General features: G+C 63.4%; 17 protein-coding genes and 1 pseudogene. 10 read left to right on the top strand and 8 right to left on the bottom strand.

The features are described from left to right. Positions 1-20: 20 nt before the first annotated feature. The 6 genes from FBZ93_RS19300 to xoxF5 all read right to left on the bottom strand — a co-directional run bounded on the left by FBZ93_RS19300 (position 21) and on the right by xoxF5 (position 6,499). Entirely contained in the window at positions 21-1,163 is a 1,143-nt protein-coding gene (locus FBZ93_RS19300) for an epoxide hydrolase family protein (protein WP_146987545.1), read from the bottom strand. A 76-nt stretch (positions 1,164-1,239) separates the two neighbouring features. Continuing rightward, the gene (locus tag FBZ93_RS19295) at positions 1,240-2,193 is read right to left on the bottom strand and encodes a hypothetical protein (protein WP_146987544.1); all 954 of its coding nucleotides are present in this window, start codon (positions 2,191-2,193) and stop codon (positions 1,240-1,242) included. 136 nt (positions 2,194-2,329) lie between these two features. Continuing rightward, positions 2,330-2,893: an S-(hydroxymethyl)glutathione synthase gene (gene gfa / locus FBZ93_RS19290; protein ID WP_146987543.1), complete on the bottom strand. Its 564-nt coding sequence runs from the start codon at positions 2,891-2,893 to the stop codon at positions 2,330-2,332. Positions 2,894-2,926: 33 nt separating this feature from the next. Further along, positions 2,927-4,036: an S-(hydroxymethyl)glutathione dehydrogenase/class III alcohol dehydrogenase gene (locus FBZ93_RS19285; RefSeq protein WP_050419326.1), complete on the bottom strand. Its 1,110-nt coding sequence runs from the start codon at positions 4,034-4,036 to the stop codon at positions 2,927-2,929. 50 nt (positions 4,037-4,086) lie between these two features. Next, entirely contained in the window at positions 4,087-4,569 is a 483-nt protein-coding gene (locus FBZ93_RS19280) for a c-type cytochrome, methanol metabolism-related (RefSeq protein ID WP_050419327.1), read from the bottom strand. Positions 4,570-4,693: 124 nt separating this feature from the next. Next, positions 4,694-6,499, bottom strand: a complete 1,806-nt coding sequence (xoxF5, locus tag FBZ93_RS19275) for a lanthanide-dependent methanol dehydrogenase XoxF5 (protein ID WP_146987541.1) — start codon at positions 6,497-6,499, stop codon at positions 4,694-4,696. A 421-nt stretch (positions 6,500-6,920) separates the two neighbouring features. On the opposite strand from xoxF5, the gene FBZ93_RS19270 reads away from it, so the two are divergent. Continuing rightward, positions 6,921-7,895 carry a helix-turn-helix domain-containing protein gene (locus tag FBZ93_RS19270; protein WP_146987539.1) on the top strand — a complete coding sequence of 325 codons (975 nt, stop codon included), beginning with the start codon at positions 6,921-6,923 and terminating at the stop codon, positions 7,893-7,895. 31 nt (positions 7,896-7,926) lie between these two features. Continuing rightward, on the top strand, positions 7,927-8,322 hold the full coding sequence (locus FBZ93_RS19265) for a YkvA family protein (protein ID WP_146987537.1): 396 nt from the start codon (positions 7,927-7,929) through the stop codon (positions 8,320-8,322). On the opposite strand, the gene FBZ93_RS19260 is transcribed toward FBZ93_RS19265, so the two are convergent. Then, the gene (locus FBZ93_RS19260) at positions 8,303-9,676 is read right to left on the bottom strand and encodes a histidine kinase (protein ID WP_146987535.1); all 1,374 of its coding nucleotides are present in this window, start codon (positions 9,674-9,676) and stop codon (positions 8,303-8,305) included. The two genes, FBZ93_RS19265 and FBZ93_RS19260, sit on opposite strands and share 20 nt — an antisense overlap. A 181-nt stretch (positions 9,677-9,857) precedes the next feature. Here FBZ93_RS19260 and FBZ93_RS19255 point away from each other — a divergent pair, with 181 nt between their 5' ends. Both FBZ93_RS19255 and fghA read left to right on the top strand, forming a co-directional pair. Further along, positions 9,858-10,478 (top strand): response regulator transcription factor, encoded by a 621-nt coding sequence (locus FBZ93_RS19255; protein ID WP_146987533.1) that lies wholly within the window; start codon positions 9,858-9,860, stop codon positions 10,476-10,478. Positions 10,479-10,508: 30 nt separating this feature from the next. After that, entirely contained in the window at positions 10,509-11,348 is an 840-nt protein-coding gene (gene fghA / locus FBZ93_RS19250; protein ID WP_146987531.1) for an S-formylglutathione hydrolase, read from the top strand. A 196-nt stretch (positions 11,349-11,544) separates the two neighbouring features. Here the strand turns inward: fghA and FBZ93_RS19245 are convergent. Then, positions 11,545-12,017, bottom strand: a pseudogene (locus tag FBZ93_RS19245) (DUF3280 domain-containing protein). A 175-nt stretch (positions 12,018-12,192) separates the two neighbouring features. Here FBZ93_RS19245 and FBZ93_RS19240 point away from each other — a divergent pair. The 6 genes from FBZ93_RS19240 (at position 12,193) to FBZ93_RS19215 (ending at position 17,053) form a co-directional block, all read left to right on the top strand. Next, on the top strand, positions 12,193-13,374 hold the full coding sequence (locus tag FBZ93_RS19240; RefSeq protein WP_146987529.1) for an ABC transporter substrate-binding protein: 1,182 nt from the start codon (positions 12,193-12,195) through the stop codon (positions 13,372-13,374). 14 nt (positions 13,375-13,388) lie between these two features. Then, positions 13,389-14,357, top strand: coding sequence for a YVTN family beta-propeller repeat protein (locus FBZ93_RS19235; RefSeq protein WP_167529111.1), 969 nt, complete (start codon positions 13,389-13,391; stop codon positions 14,355-14,357). After that, on the top strand, positions 14,354-15,169 hold the full coding sequence (locus tag FBZ93_RS19230; RefSeq protein ID WP_146987525.1) for an ABC transporter ATP-binding protein: 816 nt from the start codon (positions 14,354-14,356) through the stop codon (positions 15,167-15,169). Before FBZ93_RS19235 ends, FBZ93_RS19230 begins: the two co-directional genes overlap by 4 nt. Beyond that, positions 15,166-16,014, top strand: coding sequence for an ABC transporter permease (locus FBZ93_RS19225; protein ID WP_146987524.1), 849 nt, complete (start codon positions 15,166-15,168; stop codon positions 16,012-16,014). Before FBZ93_RS19230 ends, FBZ93_RS19225 begins: the two co-directional genes overlap by 4 nt. Further along, positions 16,011-16,628, top strand: coding sequence for a hypothetical protein (locus FBZ93_RS19220; RefSeq protein ID WP_167529110.1), 618 nt, complete (start codon positions 16,011-16,013; stop codon positions 16,626-16,628). The genes FBZ93_RS19225 and FBZ93_RS19220 overlap by 4 nt, the downstream gene beginning before the upstream one ends. A 128-nt stretch (positions 16,629-16,756) precedes the next feature. Next, complete coding sequence (locus FBZ93_RS19215; RefSeq protein ID WP_074125345.1) at positions 16,757-17,053, top strand: copper-binding protein; 297 nt, start codon at positions 16,757-16,759, stop codon at positions 17,051-17,053. The last annotated feature ends 33 nt before the right edge of the window (positions 17,054-17,086 follow it).

Raw genomic sequence — 17,086 nt, 5'->3', positions numbered from 1 at the left:
GCGCATTGACACAAACGCAGCTAGCGCAGCTTCCCGAAAAACTCCCGCACCTCGCCAACGAACAGCTCGGGCTGCTCGAACGCGGAGAAGTGCCCGCCCTTCGGCATCTCGTTCCAGTGCTGGATGTTGGTGAAGTTGGTTTCCATCCATTTGCGGACCGGCGTGACGATCTCCTTGGGGAACACGGCAACGCCAGTCGGCACATTCACCTTGTGCGGAGTTCGCTTGCCCGGCCCGAAGCTTTCCCAATAGAGCCGCGCCGATGATGCCGCCGTCTCGGTGACCCAGTACATCATGACGTTGTCGAGCAGTTCGTCGCGGCCGAGGACGTTTTCCGGATGCCCGTCGCAATCGGTCCAGGCCCAGAACTTTTCCAGGATCCAGGCCGCCTGCCCGCTCGGTGAATCCGTCAGGGCATAGCCGAGCGTCTGCGGCCGGGTCGACTGCTGCTTGGAATAGCCGGAATCCCAATCGGCATAATATTTGATGCCGTTGAGCGCGCGAGTTTCCTCCGGCGTCGGCTGCCCCTCGACATTGGGCCGGGTCGACATCGCAAGCGTGATGTGGATGCCGGCGCAATGCGCCGGATCCTGTCCGCCGATCGCGGTCGTGACCGCGGAGCCCCAATCGCCGCCTTGCGCGAAATAGCTGGTATAGCCCAGCCGCTGCATCAGGACGGCCCAGGCCTTCGCGATGCGGTCGACACCCCAGCCGGCCGCCGCCGGCTTGGCCGAGAAGCCAAAGCCCGGCAATGACGGGCACACCACATGGAACGCATCGGCGGCGCTGCCGCCATGCGCGGTCGGATCGGTCAGCGGTTCGATCACCTTGTGGAATTCGACCACCGATCCCGGCCAGCCATGCGTGATGATCAATGGCCGCGCCTCCGGATGCTTTGAGCGGACATGGATGAAGTGAATGTCGAGCCCGTCGATCTCGGTGGTGAACTGGCTGAAGCGGTTGAGCCGCGCCTCGCGCTGCCGCCAATCATAGGTCTCGGCCCAATACTGGCAGATGTCCTTGATCCATTTCAGCGGAGCGCCCTGGCTCCAATCGTCGACCAGCTCGGCCTCCGGCCAGCGGGTCCGGCGCAACCGGGTGCGCAGATCCTCGAGGACATCGTCGCTGACGGCGATGCGAAACGGGCTGATGGCGGTATTCATGGCGTCTCCCCCGGGATGCAGAGCTTTCCGGAGAAGATAGGGGCGGACCGTCAGCCGATCAAACCGTCGCGTAGGGCTATTTGCCGATCGCTGTCTCCAGCAGCGCCTGGGCCTGCTTGGTGGCTGCGGCGAATGCCTGCTGCTCCGGGGCGTGCTGAACGAAGCAGCGCCTGAAGGCATCCTCGCCCTGCTGGCGCAGGTCGCCGAGCTTGTCATAGGCCGCCCGGGTGATCTGCTTGCGCTCGAGCTTCTCGGCCGCCGCGTCGGCCTTCTTGTTGTAGTCGGTGCGGATCGCGGTGCAGGCCGGCACCTGCACGGTGGGCGCGATCTCGCCATAGGCGATGTAGAACTTGCCGTTGGCGAGCGCTGCGACAAACACCTCGTCGGCCGCCTTTGGGAACGAATCCTGGGTACGGCCGGCCAGAAAACCGTAGGTCAGCGTGGCCGACGCCGGCTTAGCGACCGGCAGCTCGTTGAAGTTGATCACGGCCGCATCGGTCGAGATCGCCTGGGTGTAGAGACCCTCGAACTTCAGCGCCGGTTCGATCTGCTGCGGCACGTTCTTGCTGCCCTTGTCCCACCAAGCCTTGTGCTCGTGCAGCCAGTGGGTGAACAGGGCTTCGGATGTGACGATGATGTGAGCTTTCGGCTCGACGAAACTGCCGTCGGCACGCTTCTCGCCGATCTTGCCGCCGTCCCTGCCGGTGTCGGCATCGAAGCGCAGGCCGTCGAGCATGCCGAACCCCATGTCGCCTTTATATAGAGTGTCAAGATTGAGCTGGGCGGGCGCAAAGCCCGGCCGGGCGGGCTGCGACAGGACCGCGGCCAACTGGCCCTTGAGCTCGTCGCGCGCGGCCGCCTCGGCCTTGTCGACGGCCTCGTTGATCTTGTTGTCGTTCGACAGCTTGGCAAATTTGGCGATCGCGGCGTCACGCGTCGCGATGTAGCGGTCTTCCGGCGACGCGGCGCGGGCCGGCGACAGGATCAGGATCAGGGACAGGACGAGGGCAAGGCGGAAAATAAAATGCATGCCCTGTGGTCGCCCGCAGGGCATGCAAGGTTCAAGGTCACGGGTACTACCAGCATATCCGTCGCCGGCAGGCCCTCTGCCGGCGCCGAATCTCGTCAGGACAGACCGGTCAGGCCGCCCTTGTCGGCTGCCGTGGTCAGGCTGCTTTGGAATTCGCCACGTGGGTGGCGATCGCATCCATCAGCGGCGGCGACAGGCAGTCATAGGGCTCGAGCCCAAGCTCCTTCAGCCGCGACCTGATCCCGGCCATGTCGGCTGGCTTGACGCCGGATTCGATCACCGACGACACGAAGGCAGCAAACCCCGGAGCCGCCGAGCCGGACTCCTGGAACAGCTCGGGATGGATGAAGTCGAGGCCATAGAACGGATGGCCCTTGTTCTCGATCCGGCCGTACATGTGGGTGCCGCATCCGGTGCAAGCATGGCGCTGGATCACCGCAGCGGCATCGACGATCTTCAGCTTGTCGCCGTTCTCCAGCACGGTGACGTTCTCGCGCGGGACGACCGCGACCACCGAGAAGGTGGCGCCCGAAGGCTTCCAGCACTTGGTGCAGCCGCAGGCGTGGTTGTGGGCGACGTCGCCCTTGACCCCGACCTTGACCTTCTTGTCCGCGCATTTGCAGACGAGCGTGCCGCCGGCAAAACTGCCGGAGCCTTGTTTGACGCCATTGTCGACCGACGGGTGGATATGAACAGTCATTGGTCTATCCTCCTAGTGCTTGGTGTTTTGATTTCAGAATACGACGACCGAACGGATCGATTTTCCCTCGTGCATCAGGTCGAAGCCCTTGTTGATCTCGTCGAGCTTCAGCACATGGGTGATCATCGGATCGATCTGGATCTTTCCGTTCATGTACCAGTCGACGATCTTCGGCACGTCGGTGCGACCGCGCGCGCCGCCGAAGGCAGTGCCCTTCCAGACCCGCCCGGTGACGAGTTGGAACGGCCGGGTCGCGATCTCCTTGCCGGATTCCGCGACACCGATCACGACCGAGACGCCCCAACCACGGTGACAGGCTTCCAGCGCCTGCCGCATCACGTTGGTGTTGCCAGTGCAGTCGAAGGTGTAGTCGGCGCCGCCGTCGGTCAGGCCGACCAGGTGCTGGACGATATCGCCGGTCACCTTGGTCGGGTTGACGAAATGCGTCATGCCGAACTGCTTGCCCCACGCTTCCTTGGAGTCATTGATATCGACGCCGATGATCTTGTCGGCGCCGACCATCTTGGCGCCCTGGATCACGTTGAGGCCGATGCCGCCGAGGCCGAACACGACGACGTTGGCGCCCGGCGTCACCTTGGCGGTGTTGACGACCGCACCGACACCGGTGGTGACGCCGCAGCCAATGTAGCAGCTCTTGTCGAACGGCGCGTCCTCGCGGATCTTGGCGACCGCAATCTCGGGCAGCACGGTGAAGTTCGAGAAGGTCGAGCAGCCCATATAGTGGAAGACCGTCTTGCCCTTGTAGCTGAAGCGCGAGGTGCCGTCCGGCATCACGCCCTTGCCCTGCGTTGCGCGGATCGCGGTGCAGAGATTGGTCTTCTGGCTCAGGCAGCTTTTGCACTGGCGGCATTCGGGCGTGTAGAGCGGGATCACATGATCGCCCGGCTTCACCGACGTCACGCCGGCACCGACCTCACGGACGATGCCAGCTCCTTCATGTCCGAGAATCGAAGGGAAGATGCCCTCGCTGTCGAAGCCGTCGAGCGTGTAGGCGTCGGTGTGGCAGATGCCCGTCGCCTTGATCTCGACAAGGACCTCGCCTGCCTTGGGGCCTTCCAGGTCGAGCTCGACGATCTCAAGCGGCTTCTTTGCTTCGAATGCGACTGCGGCGCGGGTCTTCATCTTGGTCTCCACAAAACATCAAACAGGTTTGTCATTCGCGCCGGTCACGCTCACTTCTTGTCGTTGTGACCCATGCAGGCGTCTTCTGCCTTGCCGTAGGCTTCCGATTTGTCTTCGTGCTTGGCCGGCCGTACGCGCTCAACCGCATCATTGGAACGAGCACGCAGGTACACATAGAGGTCGTCCATGTAGCAAGCAACGTTCGGATTGTCGCCGAACGCCGGCATGACGTTCTCCTGCGACGTCGAGACGTTCTTGCGTCCGCTCGCGACCACGCCGAGAAAATCGGCATAGTTCATACTCTTCAACGAGTCCTTCAGCGCAGGCGCGTACGTCGAACCCATGCCATCGGGCCCGTGGCAAACGTGGCATTCCGAATGGTATCGGCGATATCCGGAGTAGGTGTACCAATCCACGGTCCCGTCAGGTGCAACCTTGTAGGTCGGGTTACCGTCCTTATCGAGATACTTGCCGTCCTCGGACTTGACCGCCGTCGGGTCGCCGGGAGCTTCGGCAGAGGCAACTCCTCCCATTGCCACGACGAAGATCGCAGCAGTCACAAACCAGATCTTACGCAAAAGCATATCCTCGCGTGCGGATTGAAGACGGACCGGCGCATGGAGATCGCCCCATGCGCCGGAACGAGGCTTGCTCAGCTCACTGCTGCGGCAGCGAGAACACCGTGAGCGTTCCACCGAGCGCGGTGTAGTTGCTCAGCGCCGCATAGCCGCCGACTGCGCCAAGACCGGCCGTCGGATCGGTCAGACCGGCCGCGAGGCCGATGCCTGCCCAACCACCAACACCCGACAGAACTGCGACGTACTGCTTGCCGCCATTTTCATAGGTGGTGACGTTGCCGATGATGCCGGACGGGGTCTTGAACTTGTAGAGCTCCTTGCCCGTCTTCGCGTCGACTGCCTTCAGATAGCCTTCCAGCGTGCCGTAGAACACCACGCCGCCGGCGGTTGCGAGCGCACCCGACCAGACCGAGAACTGCTCCTTGTTCGACCACACGATCTTGCCGGTCTTGCCGTCCCAGGCAATGAAATTGCCCATGTTGGTCTCACCGGGAGGCGGATACATCGACAGCGTCGCGCCGACATAGGGCTGACCTGCGGTATAGCTCACCTTGAACGGCTCGTAGTCCATGCAGACGTGGTTGGTCGGCACGTAGAACAGTTGCGTGTCGGGCGAGTAGGCCGCAGGCTGCTCGTCCTTCGAACCCAGCGCCGCCGGGCAGATGCCCTTGACGTTGTGGTCCTCGCCGGCCTTGTCGGTCGACGCTGCATCAAGAACCTTCGGACGACCATAGGTCGGCGAGCTCTTGTTCATGTCGACGCCGGAGGTCCAGTTCACCTTCGGATCATACTTCTCGGCGACCAGCAACTCGCCGGTGGCGCGATCGAGCGTGTAGCCGAGGCCGTTACGATCGAAGTGCGTCAGCAGCTTGCGCGGCTTGCCGTCGATCGACTGATCCGAGAGGATCATCTCGTTGACGCCGTCATAGTCCCATTCGTCATGGGGCGTCATCTGATAGACCCACTTGGCGACGCCGGTATCCGGGTTACGTGCCCAGATCGTCATCGACCACTTGTTGTCGCCGGGACGCTGCTTCGGATTCCAGGTCGAGGGGTTGCCCGATCCGTAATACACGAGGTTCAGTTCGGGATCGTAGGAGATCCAGCCCCAGGTCGCGCCGCCGCCGATCTTCCACTGATCGCCTTGCCACGTCTTCAGGCTCGAGTCCTTGCCGATCGGCTTGCCGAGCTCGGTGGTCTTGTCGTCGACCAGGATCTGATCATCCGGACCTTCCGAGAAGCCGCGCCAGACCAGCTTGCCGGTCTTGAGGTCGTAGGCCGTCATATGGGCCTGAACGCCGAACTCGCCGCCCGAGATTCCGATCAGGACCTTGTCCTTGATGACCATCGGCGCCGATGTACCGGTCGATCCCTTGCTCGGATCGCCGTTCTTGACGCTCCACTCCACCTTGCCGGTCTTCGCATCGAGCGCGACCAGCGTGGTATCGGCCTGATGCAGGAGGATCTTGCCGTCGCCGTAGGCGAGGCCGCGATTAACGGTGTCGCAGCACATCACCGGAATGACGTTCGGATCCTGCTTCGGCTCGTACTTCCAGACGATCTGATTGTCCTTGGAAAGGTCAATAGCGTAGACCTTGTTGGGGAACGGGGTATGCACGTACATCATGTTGCCGATGATCAGCGGTCCGCCTTCGTGACCGCGCAGCACGCCGGTCGAAAACGTCCAGGCGACCTGCAACTTTCCGACGTTCTGGGCGTTGATCTGATTCAGCTTCGAGTAACGCTGATTGGTGTAGTCGCCGGTCGGCATCACCCAGTCTTTCGGGTTCTGCGACATCTTGTGGAGTTCGTCATTGGCGCTGGCGGCTCCGACGGCAAACACCGCCATTGCCCCAAGGCCCGTCGCGTAAAGCATCTTGCGCATCGTGGATTTCCTCCCAGGTTCAAGAGCTCAAGGGTTTCCGCCGAAACGGCCCCACTTCTTCCATTTTGGTTCCCCAGTCGTAGTCCGATCGAACCCTGCTGACTTGCCCAATAGAGAAGAGCCGTTTGCTCAAAAGCGAAGCTGCGACAGATTTTTGCAGGCCCGGCCCGAATGGGTGGCATAAGGTTGCTTCATGTTGCAGGGCATCAATCGCGGCCGGCGCATTCGAAGCGCCAGATTGACGCGTTCTAAGGTTGCGCTTGACGAGCCCAGAACTAAGTCGGAGGATCACCCGACATTAACCGGGAAGAAATCCCGCCACCTCCCTAAGCTGTTCAGAATCAGGGAGAAGGCGCATCATCCCGGGCCAGATTGAGCATGGTGAGCAGTCACGTTGGGGATCGAATCGGTGGCTGGAAAGATGTCCGATACAGTCCATTCACTCAGCACGAACGGATTGACGCCCAAGCGGCAAATCCAGCGCTGGTCGGATGCGCTCACTGACCTCTGTGGTCAGTTCGACGTCGATGCGCTGGAAGGATCCTCGCTCGAGGGCCGCATCAATTTCACGACGGTCTCGCGATTGAAGCTGTGCCAGATCGAGGCAAGCCAGCACCGGATCGCGCATACCATCTCGCGCATCAAGCTGAGCGAGCATCCCTACATCAAGATCGTCTTCCAGACCCACGGCGTCTCGCATTTCGAGCAGGACGGTCTGCACTTCGACATCATGCCGGGCGACTGCTTCGCCTACGACGTGTCCTGTCCGCATACGATCATCAGCCCGTCCCTGACCCGTCACGAGGTTGTCATCGTGCCGAAGGACCTGCTCAAGGAGCGCGGCTTCCAGCTCTCGAAGATGGCGCCCTGCAAGCTCTCGGCGCGCAACGGCACCGGCCGCATCGCCTATGATTTCGTGCATGCCGCGTTCGGCGAAGCGCCGACGCTGACCCCGGTCAATGCGGTCGGCGTCGCCGATGCGCTGATTGATTTGCTGCTGCTGCCGCTGCGCGAAACCGGCGCCATGTTCGATCGCGGCAGCGCCGAGGCAACCTATGTGCGGGCCCAGGGCTTCATCCGCGAGCACCTGCGCGATCCCGATCTCTGCATCGACCGCATCTCTGCGGCCCTCGGCTGCTCGAAGCGGTATCTGCACATGCTATTCAGCGATCGCGGCATAACGGTCAGCGACTACATCTGGAAGGCCCGGCTACAGAATTGCCGGCAGGAGCTGGAATCCCAGAACGGCAAGACCATCACGGACGTCGCCTTCTCCTGGGGCTTCTCGAGCTCTTCGCATTTCAGCCGCGTATTCCGGAAATATTTCGGCATCGCGCCCTCGTCCGTCCACAAGGGTCTGCACAGCGGCATGCCAGTGGACGTGGTGCTGGAGTAGCGGTTTTCGTCTGGCGTGCTGGCGTCACGCCATGCTGTCCGCGATCAAGATTTCCTCTGTCAAAGCTTGGGCGCGCAACCTGAAACGGGACAGCGTTGCGCTCTATCTCGCATCACGCGACCCGCGCGTACCGTGGTACGCCAAGGCGCTTGCGATCGCCATCGCGGCCTATGCGCTGTCTCCGATCGATCTGATTCCGGATTTCATCCCGGTGCTCGGCTATCTCGACGATCTGATCCTGCTGCCGCTCGGCATCTGGCTTGCGATCTCGCTCGTTCCGGACGAGGTGATGGCGGAATGCCGCGCCAAAGCCGGCGCGGTATTGCAGCGACCGATCAGCCGGGCCGGGATGATCGCAATCGTCGTGCTCTGGATCGCCGGCGCACTGGCGCTGGTGTGGGCCGCATTCAGATACTGGCCGCGGTAGCGGCCTTCGGCACCAGCGCTTCGACCGTCACGCCGTCATCGGTGGAGTTGATCTTGAGCGTGCCGCCGAGCGCGAGGATCCGCTCCCGCATGCCGGTCAAGCCGCGGCCAAGTCTGTGATCGGCGAGCATGCCGCGGCCATTGTCGCGAACCCGCACCAGCGCGCCGCCGCGGCTGCCGCGCAGGCCCGCCTGCCGCTCGACAGGCTCGATCGTGATAGCGACTGCCGTCGCGCCGGCGTGGCGGAACACGTTGGTGAGCGCTTCCTGGACGATGCGGTAGATCGTCAAGTCGGCCATCTCGCCGGTCTCGCCGATATCTGGCGACACGTTACTCTCGATCTCCACCTCCGGGTGCGTCTCGCTCCACAGCCGCACCAACGCGCCGAGCGCTTCCGCAAGCCCCAGCTCGGCCAATCCCACCGGCCGCAATCGCTCCAGGATGCGGCGAGTGAACTGCTGGAGCGCGTTGACCTGCTCGAGGATGGCGTTGCCGTGCTTGCGCAGTGCCGCAGGGTCCGCCTTGTCCACCTCAGACAGCCGGGTCAGCGCGCCGGCATGCGCACGCAGCGCAAACAGATAGGGCCCGAACTCGTCGTGCAGTTCGCGCGCGATCTCCTTGCGTTCGGAATCCTGCAGCGAGACCGCACGTTCGGCGAGTTGCCGCTTGCTGTCGACGGCCTCGCCGAGCGTCGCCGCCAAATGGTTCAGTTTGGCACAGATCGCGGCCAATTCAGGCGATCCGCCGGGCTCGACCCGTGCATCGTAGTCCCCGGCCTCGATGCCGATCATGGCCTGCGACAGCGCCTCGAGCGGCGCCAGCGCGCGACCGACCACCAGCATGGTCACCAGCAGCAGCGCCACCGCGATCGCGGAGCCGATCTCGAGCTGGGTAACGATGCCGTCCCAGATCTCGGCGATCTCGTCGTCGGGATGCGAGGTGATGACAAGCGACTGCGGCTTGCCGTGAACCGAGATCGGCACCCGCACCGAGGTCTGCTCGGGATGGACCAGTGCGACGAACCACTCCGGCGGGGCGCGCGGATCGCCAGCGTCCTGCGGGCGCTCGGGGGATTTTGCGGTCGCGTCATCCTGCCGCGTGATGCTGACATGGCGCAGCCGGCTCAGATCCTCGACGATCTGATCGAGCCGCGCATCGGGATCCGGCGCCTCGTCGAGACCGGCCACGATCGCAGCAACAAACTCGCGCGCGAGCCGGATAACGCTTTGATCTTCTGCCTGAACGCGAGGTCCCGCCTCGAGCGCCAGCCGCGCGATATTGATGCCCAATCCAAGCGCCAGTATCAGCGCCAGCAACAGGTTGATCCGTGCGCGCAAGGATAGCTTTTGCCACATGACGTTGCCCCCGACCGCGATCCCTCCTCCGAGAGGATCGTTGACAGCCAAATTTGCCCGGCTATCTAATCGCACCCTATCGCAATCCCGTGCGAGGTGCACAACCGGTCGGAACCGAGGTGTTCTTCGTGCAAGCCGATGTGATGACGCGTGAATCGAAGCAGGTCGCCGGAACAACGCCATGCGCATTCTGATCGTTGATGATCATCCCATCGTTGCCTCCGGTTGTCGCACCGTGTTCGCCGACGATCCCGAGATCACGCTGCTCGAGGCGGCGGATGCCGAGAGCGGCGAGCGGGCTTTCGTTGCTGAGAAGCCCGATCTCTGCGTGATCGACATCAACCTGCCGACCGTCTCCGGCTTCGAGCTGGCCCGGCGCATCCTGACCCGTGATGCGTCCGCGCGCCTCATCATGTTCAGCATGAACGACGATCCGGTGTTCGCCGCCCGCGCCATCGACATCGGCGCCAAGGGCTACGTCTCGAAGACCGGCGATCCCAACGATCTGGTGGAGGCGGTGCGCGAGGTCGGCAATGGCGGCGTCTATCTGCCGCCGGCGATCGCACGCAACGTCGCCTTTGCACGGCCGGGCTTTGCGCAGAATCCGCTTTCCAAGCTGACCTCGCGCGAGATGGAGATCCTGCGCCTGCTCAGTTCCGGCAAGAGCCTGTCGGAGATCGCCTGGCTGGTCCATTCGTCATACAAGACGGTCGCGAACACGTCATCGATCATGCGCCAGAAGCTTGGCGTGCGCACATCGGCCGAGCTGGTGCGCCTCGCGATCGAGAGCGGCGTCGCCTGACGCCGCGCACCAACATAGAGGAACACGACGATGCAGACGGTTTCCCAGAACAAGTCGCATGGCGGCACGCAGGGCGTCTACCGCCATCCCAGCCGCGAGACCAAGACCGATATGACGTTCTCGGTGTTCGTCCCGGATCATGCGGCCGGCACCAAATTGCCTGTCGTCACCTATCTGTCGGGCCTGACCTGCACGCACGCCAACGTCACCGAGAAGGGCGAATTCCGCCAGGCTTGCGCCGAGCTCGGCCTGATCTTCGTCGCTCCGGATACCAGCCCGCGCGGCGAAGGCGTCCCCGGCGATCCCGCCAATTCCTACGATTTTGGCCTCGGCGCCGGTTTCTATGTTGACGCGACGGAGCAGCCGTTCGCGACCAACTACCGGATGTGGAGCTACGTCACCGAGGAATTGCCGAAGCTGATCGCCGAGCAATTCCCGGTCGACACGACGCGGCAATCGATCCTCGGTCACTCCATGGGCGGCCATGGCGCGCTGACGGTGGCGCTGCGTTATCCGGATCGCTATCGCGCGGCAAGCGCGTTTGCGCCGATCGTGGCGCCATCGCAGGTGCCGTGGGGCAACAAGGCGCTCGGCGGTTATCTCGGCAACAACAAGCAGGCGTGGCGCAAGCATGATGCGGTCGCGCTGATCGAGGATGGCGCCCGCTTCTCCGACCTGCTGGTCGATTACGGCGATGCTGACGGTTTTCTCACCGAACAGTTGCGGCCCGAGTTGCTGAAGGCTGCATGCGAGAAGGCCAACATTCCCCTCACCTTGCGGCGTCAACCGGGTTACGACCACAGCTATTACTTCATCTCGACCTTCATGGCCGATCACCTGCGCTGGCATGCCGCGCGGCTGAAGGCATGAGCGCGCGCCCCGCCGGGAAGGGTCACCCACGAATATATCCCCGTCATCCTGAGGAGCCGCGAAGCGGCGTCTCGAAGGATGCACGGCCCGGCTGGTGGCCGCCGACCCTTCGAGACGCGCGCGAGAGCGCGCTCCTCAGGGTGACGGGGATAGACTGCCGTCGCTCAATCAAGTTTTTTGCTAGTGAAGGACTGATCTACCGCACTTGCGGCGCGCCGTAGTTCGGCGCGAGCAGGCGGTTGCGCACGAGGTAATCGGTGGCGCGCGACCAGGATTCGTCGGTGTTGCCGCGCATGTCGGCACTCACCGCTGTCAGCAATTGCCCGGTATGCACGGCAGATAGAGATTGATGTTGAGGATCAGGTTGGAAACCTTCTGCACCACGCCCGTCATCGCAAGATCGGCGCCAAGCTCATCGGCCAGTTTCACGTCGCATCCGCCGCAAGCCTGAAGATTGCTGCCGTGCGCCGCAGCATTGACGGGCGCGATGTCGATCACGCGGAACTTGCCGGAATCCGCAAGCTCCTTGCGCACCTGACCGCCGGTGCGGAGCAGCCGTGCCTGCTCGTCGGTCTGCGGCCCGTTCATCTCCCCTTGCAGGCTGGTGTCGATCATCTCGAGGTCGAACACCGCGAGCTTGGGCGGCTCGGCGCGTGCCGCCGCAGACATCACCAGCAAAGATACGACGATGGCGGACGCTGATCTCATCATTGTGAACCAATCGAATTTGTAACCTTGCAACGACAAAAAGCGGGGTTGCAAGCCAAGCCAATTTCGTCATCTTGCATCTCAACGCATGGTCCGACAATGCCATGCCCGGTGCAGAAAGACTGCGGGAGGAGTTATGTTCCGATGGCTGATCGGCACGATCGCGCTCAGCATGGTGGCGACCGGCGCATTGGCGGCTGATCCCGTCGAGATCCATATCGGCTATCTCGGCAATACCGGCATCAAATCGACACTCTCGCTGGTCGAACAGCCGGCCGACAATGACGGCATCGCCGGCGCACGCCTCGCGATCGAGGACAACAATACGACCGGCAAATTCCTCAACCAGCGCTTCGTGCTCGACGAGGTCAAGGTCAAGGACAGCGACGATGTCGCCAAGGTCGCGACCGATCTCGCCGGCCGCAGCGACTACATCATCACCGACCTGCCAGCCGATGCCCTGCTCAAGGTCGCCGATACGCTACGCGACCGCGGCACCGTGCTGCTGAACGCGGGCGCGATCGACGACCGGCTGCGCGAGCAGGACTGTCGCGGCAATGTCATTCATGTCGCGCCGACCCGCTCGATGCTGGCGGACGCGCTCGGCCAGTACCTGGTGTGGAAGCAGTGGAAGCGCTGGCTGCTGGTGACCGGCTCGCACGACCAGGACAAGCTCTATGCCGACGCGTTGCGCCGGGCCGCCACCCGCTTCGGCGCCAAGATCGTCCAGGAACGGACCTTCGAGGATACCGGCGGCGCACGCCGCACCGACTCTGGCGTCACGCTGATCCAGCGGCAGATGCCGGTGTTCACGCAGCAGGCGCCGGCTTACGACGTACTGGTCGCCGCCGACGAGAGCGAGGTGTTCGCGAACTATCTGCCCTACCGGACCTGGGACCCGCGGCCCGTGGCCGGCTCGGCCGGGCTGGTGCCGACAAGCTGGGACGCCGCGCATGACCAATGGGGCGCGGTCCAGATCCAGAACCGCTTCGTCAAGCTGAACATGCGCCGCATGACCGCGCTCGACATGCAGGCCTGGACCGCCGCGCGCATGATCGGGGAAGCCACATCCCGCACCAATTCGGGGGATCCCAAGAAGGTCATCGCCTTCCTCAAGGGCAAGGATTTCTCGATCGCCGCCTTCAAGGGTACGCGACTGACCCTGCGAGACTGGAATCTGCAGCTCCGCCAGCCGATCCTGCTGGCCGATGGTCGTATGGTCGTTTCGGTCTCGCCGCAGGAAGGTTTCCTGCATCAGGTCTCCGAGCTCGACACGCTCGGTGTTGACCGGCCTGAAACGAAGTGCAAGCTGCAGTGAGGGAGATAAAACGCATGTGGCGCCGCTGTCTGTTGACCGGGATGCTGATTTGGCTTGCCGCGACACCGGCGTCCGCCTTCGTTGCCTATGTCTCCAACGAAAAAGGCAACACCGTCACGGTGATCGACACCGACAGCTGGACGGTGACGAAAACCATCAAGGTCGGCCAGCGGCCGCGCGGCATCGAGTTCTCGCGCGACGGCAAGTTCGTGATGGTCGCGGTGGGCGACGACGACACGATCCAGGTGATCGACACCAAGACCCAGGAGATCGTCGACACCCTGCCCTCCGGCCCCGACCCGGAACTGTTCACCCAGGATGCCGCTGGCAAGACCATGTATGTCGCTAACGAGAACGACAACACGGTCACCGTGATCGATCTCAAGAAGCGCGCCCGGCTCGGCGACATCCAGGTCGGCGTCGAGCCCGAGGGCATGACGGTCAGCCCGGACGGCAAGATCCTCATCAACACCTCCGAAACCACCAACATGGCGCATTTCATCGACACCACGACGCGCCAGATCGTCGCCAATGTGCTGGTCGATTCGCGGCCACGCTTCGCCCAGTTCAAGCACGACGGCTCCGAACTGTGGGTCTCCTCCGAGATCGGCGGTACGGTGTCGATCATCGATCCGGTCAAGCACGTGGTGACCGGCAAGGTCACCTTTGAAATCCCGGGCCTGCGCAGCGAGGCGATCCAGCCCGTCGGCATCGGCATGACCAAGGACGACAAGACCGCGTTCGTGGCGCTCGGCCCCGCCAACCGCGTCGCGGTCGTGGACGCCGCGACTCACAAGGTGCTCAAATATCTGCTGGTCGGCCAGCGGGTCTGGCACATGGATTTCACCCCGGACGAGAAATATCTGATGGTCACCAACGGCGTTTCGAACGACGTCTCGGTGATCGACGTCGCGGCCCAGAAGGTGATCAAGACCATTCAGGTCGGCGAACTACCCTGGGGAATCACGATCGCGCAGCCATGACCGCAACCGACGCCCATATCGCAAGCCAGCCTTCGCCGGATGCAGGCACCGTAGCAACCGTGCAACCGGCGCTGTCGATCGGCAATGTCAGCCACAGTTACGGTCCGCGGCGCGCGCTGATCGACGTCAATTTCACGGTGCAGCCGGCGAGCTTCACCGCGCTGCTCGGCCTCAACGGCGCTGGCAAAAGCACGTTGTTCTCGCTGGTGACGCGGCTGTTCGGTATCCAGAACGGCCAGATCAAGATCTTCGGCCACGACATCAGCCGGACGCCGGGTGAAGCGTTGCGGCTGATGGGAGTCGTGTTCCAGCCGCGCACGCTCGACCTCGATCTGTCGCTGACGCAGAATCTGCTCTATCACGCCGCGCTGCACGGCATCTCGCGGCGCGAGGCGCGGCTGCGCAGCGCTGAGGTGCTCGGCCGCATCGGCCTTGCCGACCGCGCCAGCAGCAAGGTGCGTGACCTCTCGGGCGGCCAGATGCGGCGGCTCGAGATCGCCCGCGCGCTGCTGCACCGTCCGCGCCTGCTGCTGCTCGACGAGGCCACCGTCGGGCTCGACGTCAAGGCGCGCGCCGACATTCTCGACCATGTCCGCCAGCTCGTCACCGAGCAGGGCATCGGCGTACTCTGGGCGACGCATCTGTTCGACGAGATCATGCCGGGCGACGACCTCGTGGTGCTGCACCAGGGCCGGATGCTGGCGCACGGCCCGATGTCGCGCGTGATCGCGGACGCAGCCGCGCAAGACGTCAACACCGCGTTCATGCGCCTGACCGGAACGGCAACCCTCACCGGAAAACCGCCCACATGAGCACCACGACGGTCACGCCTGAGCGAAGCGGCTTCTCGGTGTCGGAATACATCGTCTGCCTGAACGGCATCGTGTGGCGCGAGGCGCTGCGCTTCCTGCATCAGCGCGAGCGCTTCGTCTCGGCACTGGTCAGGCCGCTGGTCTGGCTGTTCATCTTCGCGGCCGGCTTCCGTCAGGTGCTCGGCATCTCGATCATCCCGCCCTATGAGACCTACATTCTCTACGAGGTCTATATCGCGCCCGGCCTGATGGCGATGATCCAGCTCTTCAATGGCATGCAGTCCTCGCTGTCGATGGTCTACGACCGCGAGATGGGCAACATGCGCACGCTGCTGGTCAGCCCGCTGCCGCGTGGCTATCTGTTGTTCTGCAAGCTGCTCGCCGGCACGGCGGTGTCGCTGCTGCAGGTCTACGCCTTCCTGCTGATCGCGTGGTTCTGGGACATCACGCCACCGACCATCGGCTACCTCACCGTGCTTCCGGCACTGGTGCTGTCGGGCCTGATGCTCGGTGCGCTGGGCATGCTGATCTCCGCCAGCATCAAGCAGCTGGAGAATTTCGCCGGCGTGATGAACTTTGTGATCTTCCCGATGTTCTTTGCCTCGTCGGCCCTCTACCCGCTCTGGCGAGTGCAGGAGGGCAGCCCGATGCTGTACTACGTCTGCCAGTGCAATCCGTTCACGCATGCGGTGGAGCTGATCCGGTTTGCGCTCTACGGCAAGATGAACTGGGTTTCGCTCGCGGTGGTCGGCGGCTGCACGGTGGTGTTCATGATCGGCGCGATCCTGGCTTACGATCCATCGCGCGGCCTGGTGCGCCGCGGACCCGGCGGAGGCGAGGCATGACAGGCTGGCGAACGGGACTTGGCACGCTGCTCGCGATGGTGCTGTCGAGCCAGGTCGCATCGGCCGCGGACCCGCGCTACCCGGACTGGCCCTGCCAACAGGCCAAGGTGCCGGAGATCTCGCTGGCCGCGGTGTGGGCCGGCCCGCCGCTCGGCGATGCCGAGACCAAGTGGAGGGACAATCCGAAGATCAGCGCACTCGCGACCAAGCTCGCGGCGCGCCGCGTTCCCTTGGAGGATGCGCAGAAAGAGATCACCGAGTTCCTGCAGGCCGCCACGGCCGACAAGGCCAATGCGGGAAAACTGCTGTTCGCGGGCCTGTTCGATACGCTCAACGGGCAGCGCGCCTCGGTCATGAACGGGCTCGAGCGCGTGATGCGCAAGCAGCGCGAGGCCGCGGAGAAGATCCGCGACGACACGGTCAAGCTGCAGGCGCTGCAGGATGCCACCCCGCCGGATCAGGCCAAGGTCGACGAACTCGGCAACCAGCTGGTCTGGGAAACGCGGATCTTCGAGGACCGCGGGCGGGTGGTGAAATTCGTCTGCGAGGTGCCGACCACCATCGATCAGCGTCTGTTCGCGCTCAGCCGCACCATCCAGCAGGAACTGGATTGAGGCCTGCGCCCGATCGCCCCGGCGATCATTAAACCTGCCTCCTCATGTGCTGCCAGGCCGCACCGGCCCGGAACCAACCGCGCTCCCCGTTCGTTATCTCCAACTATATCTGAAGTTGGGAGACCTCGATGAGAGCAGCCAAGATCGTCATGACCAGCCTCGCCGCAGCGAGCCTGATCACCTCAGCGGCTTTGGCCCAGCAATCCATGTCGGGAATGGTCACCAAGATTGACCGACTGCGCAGCACGATCTCGATCCAGCAGACGCAGAGCGGCACGGTGGGCGCGACCGGCGCTGCGATTCAGGAATACAAGGTGCCCAAGGGACAGTCGCTCGAAGCCTTCCATGCCGGTGACAAGGTGACGTTCACCGCGTCGGACAGCGACGGCGGCAAGACCATCGACAAGCTCGACAAGGAGAAGTGACGCGCTGGAACGCGTTCCTGGCCGTGCGGGGAC

The organism is Bradyrhizobium macuxiense (assembly GCF_007993935.1).
Lineage (GTDB): Bacteria > Pseudomonadota > Alphaproteobacteria > Rhizobiales > Xanthobacteraceae > Bradyrhizobium > Bradyrhizobium macuxiense_A.
This window is presented reverse-complemented; position numbering and strand designations above follow the sequence as displayed.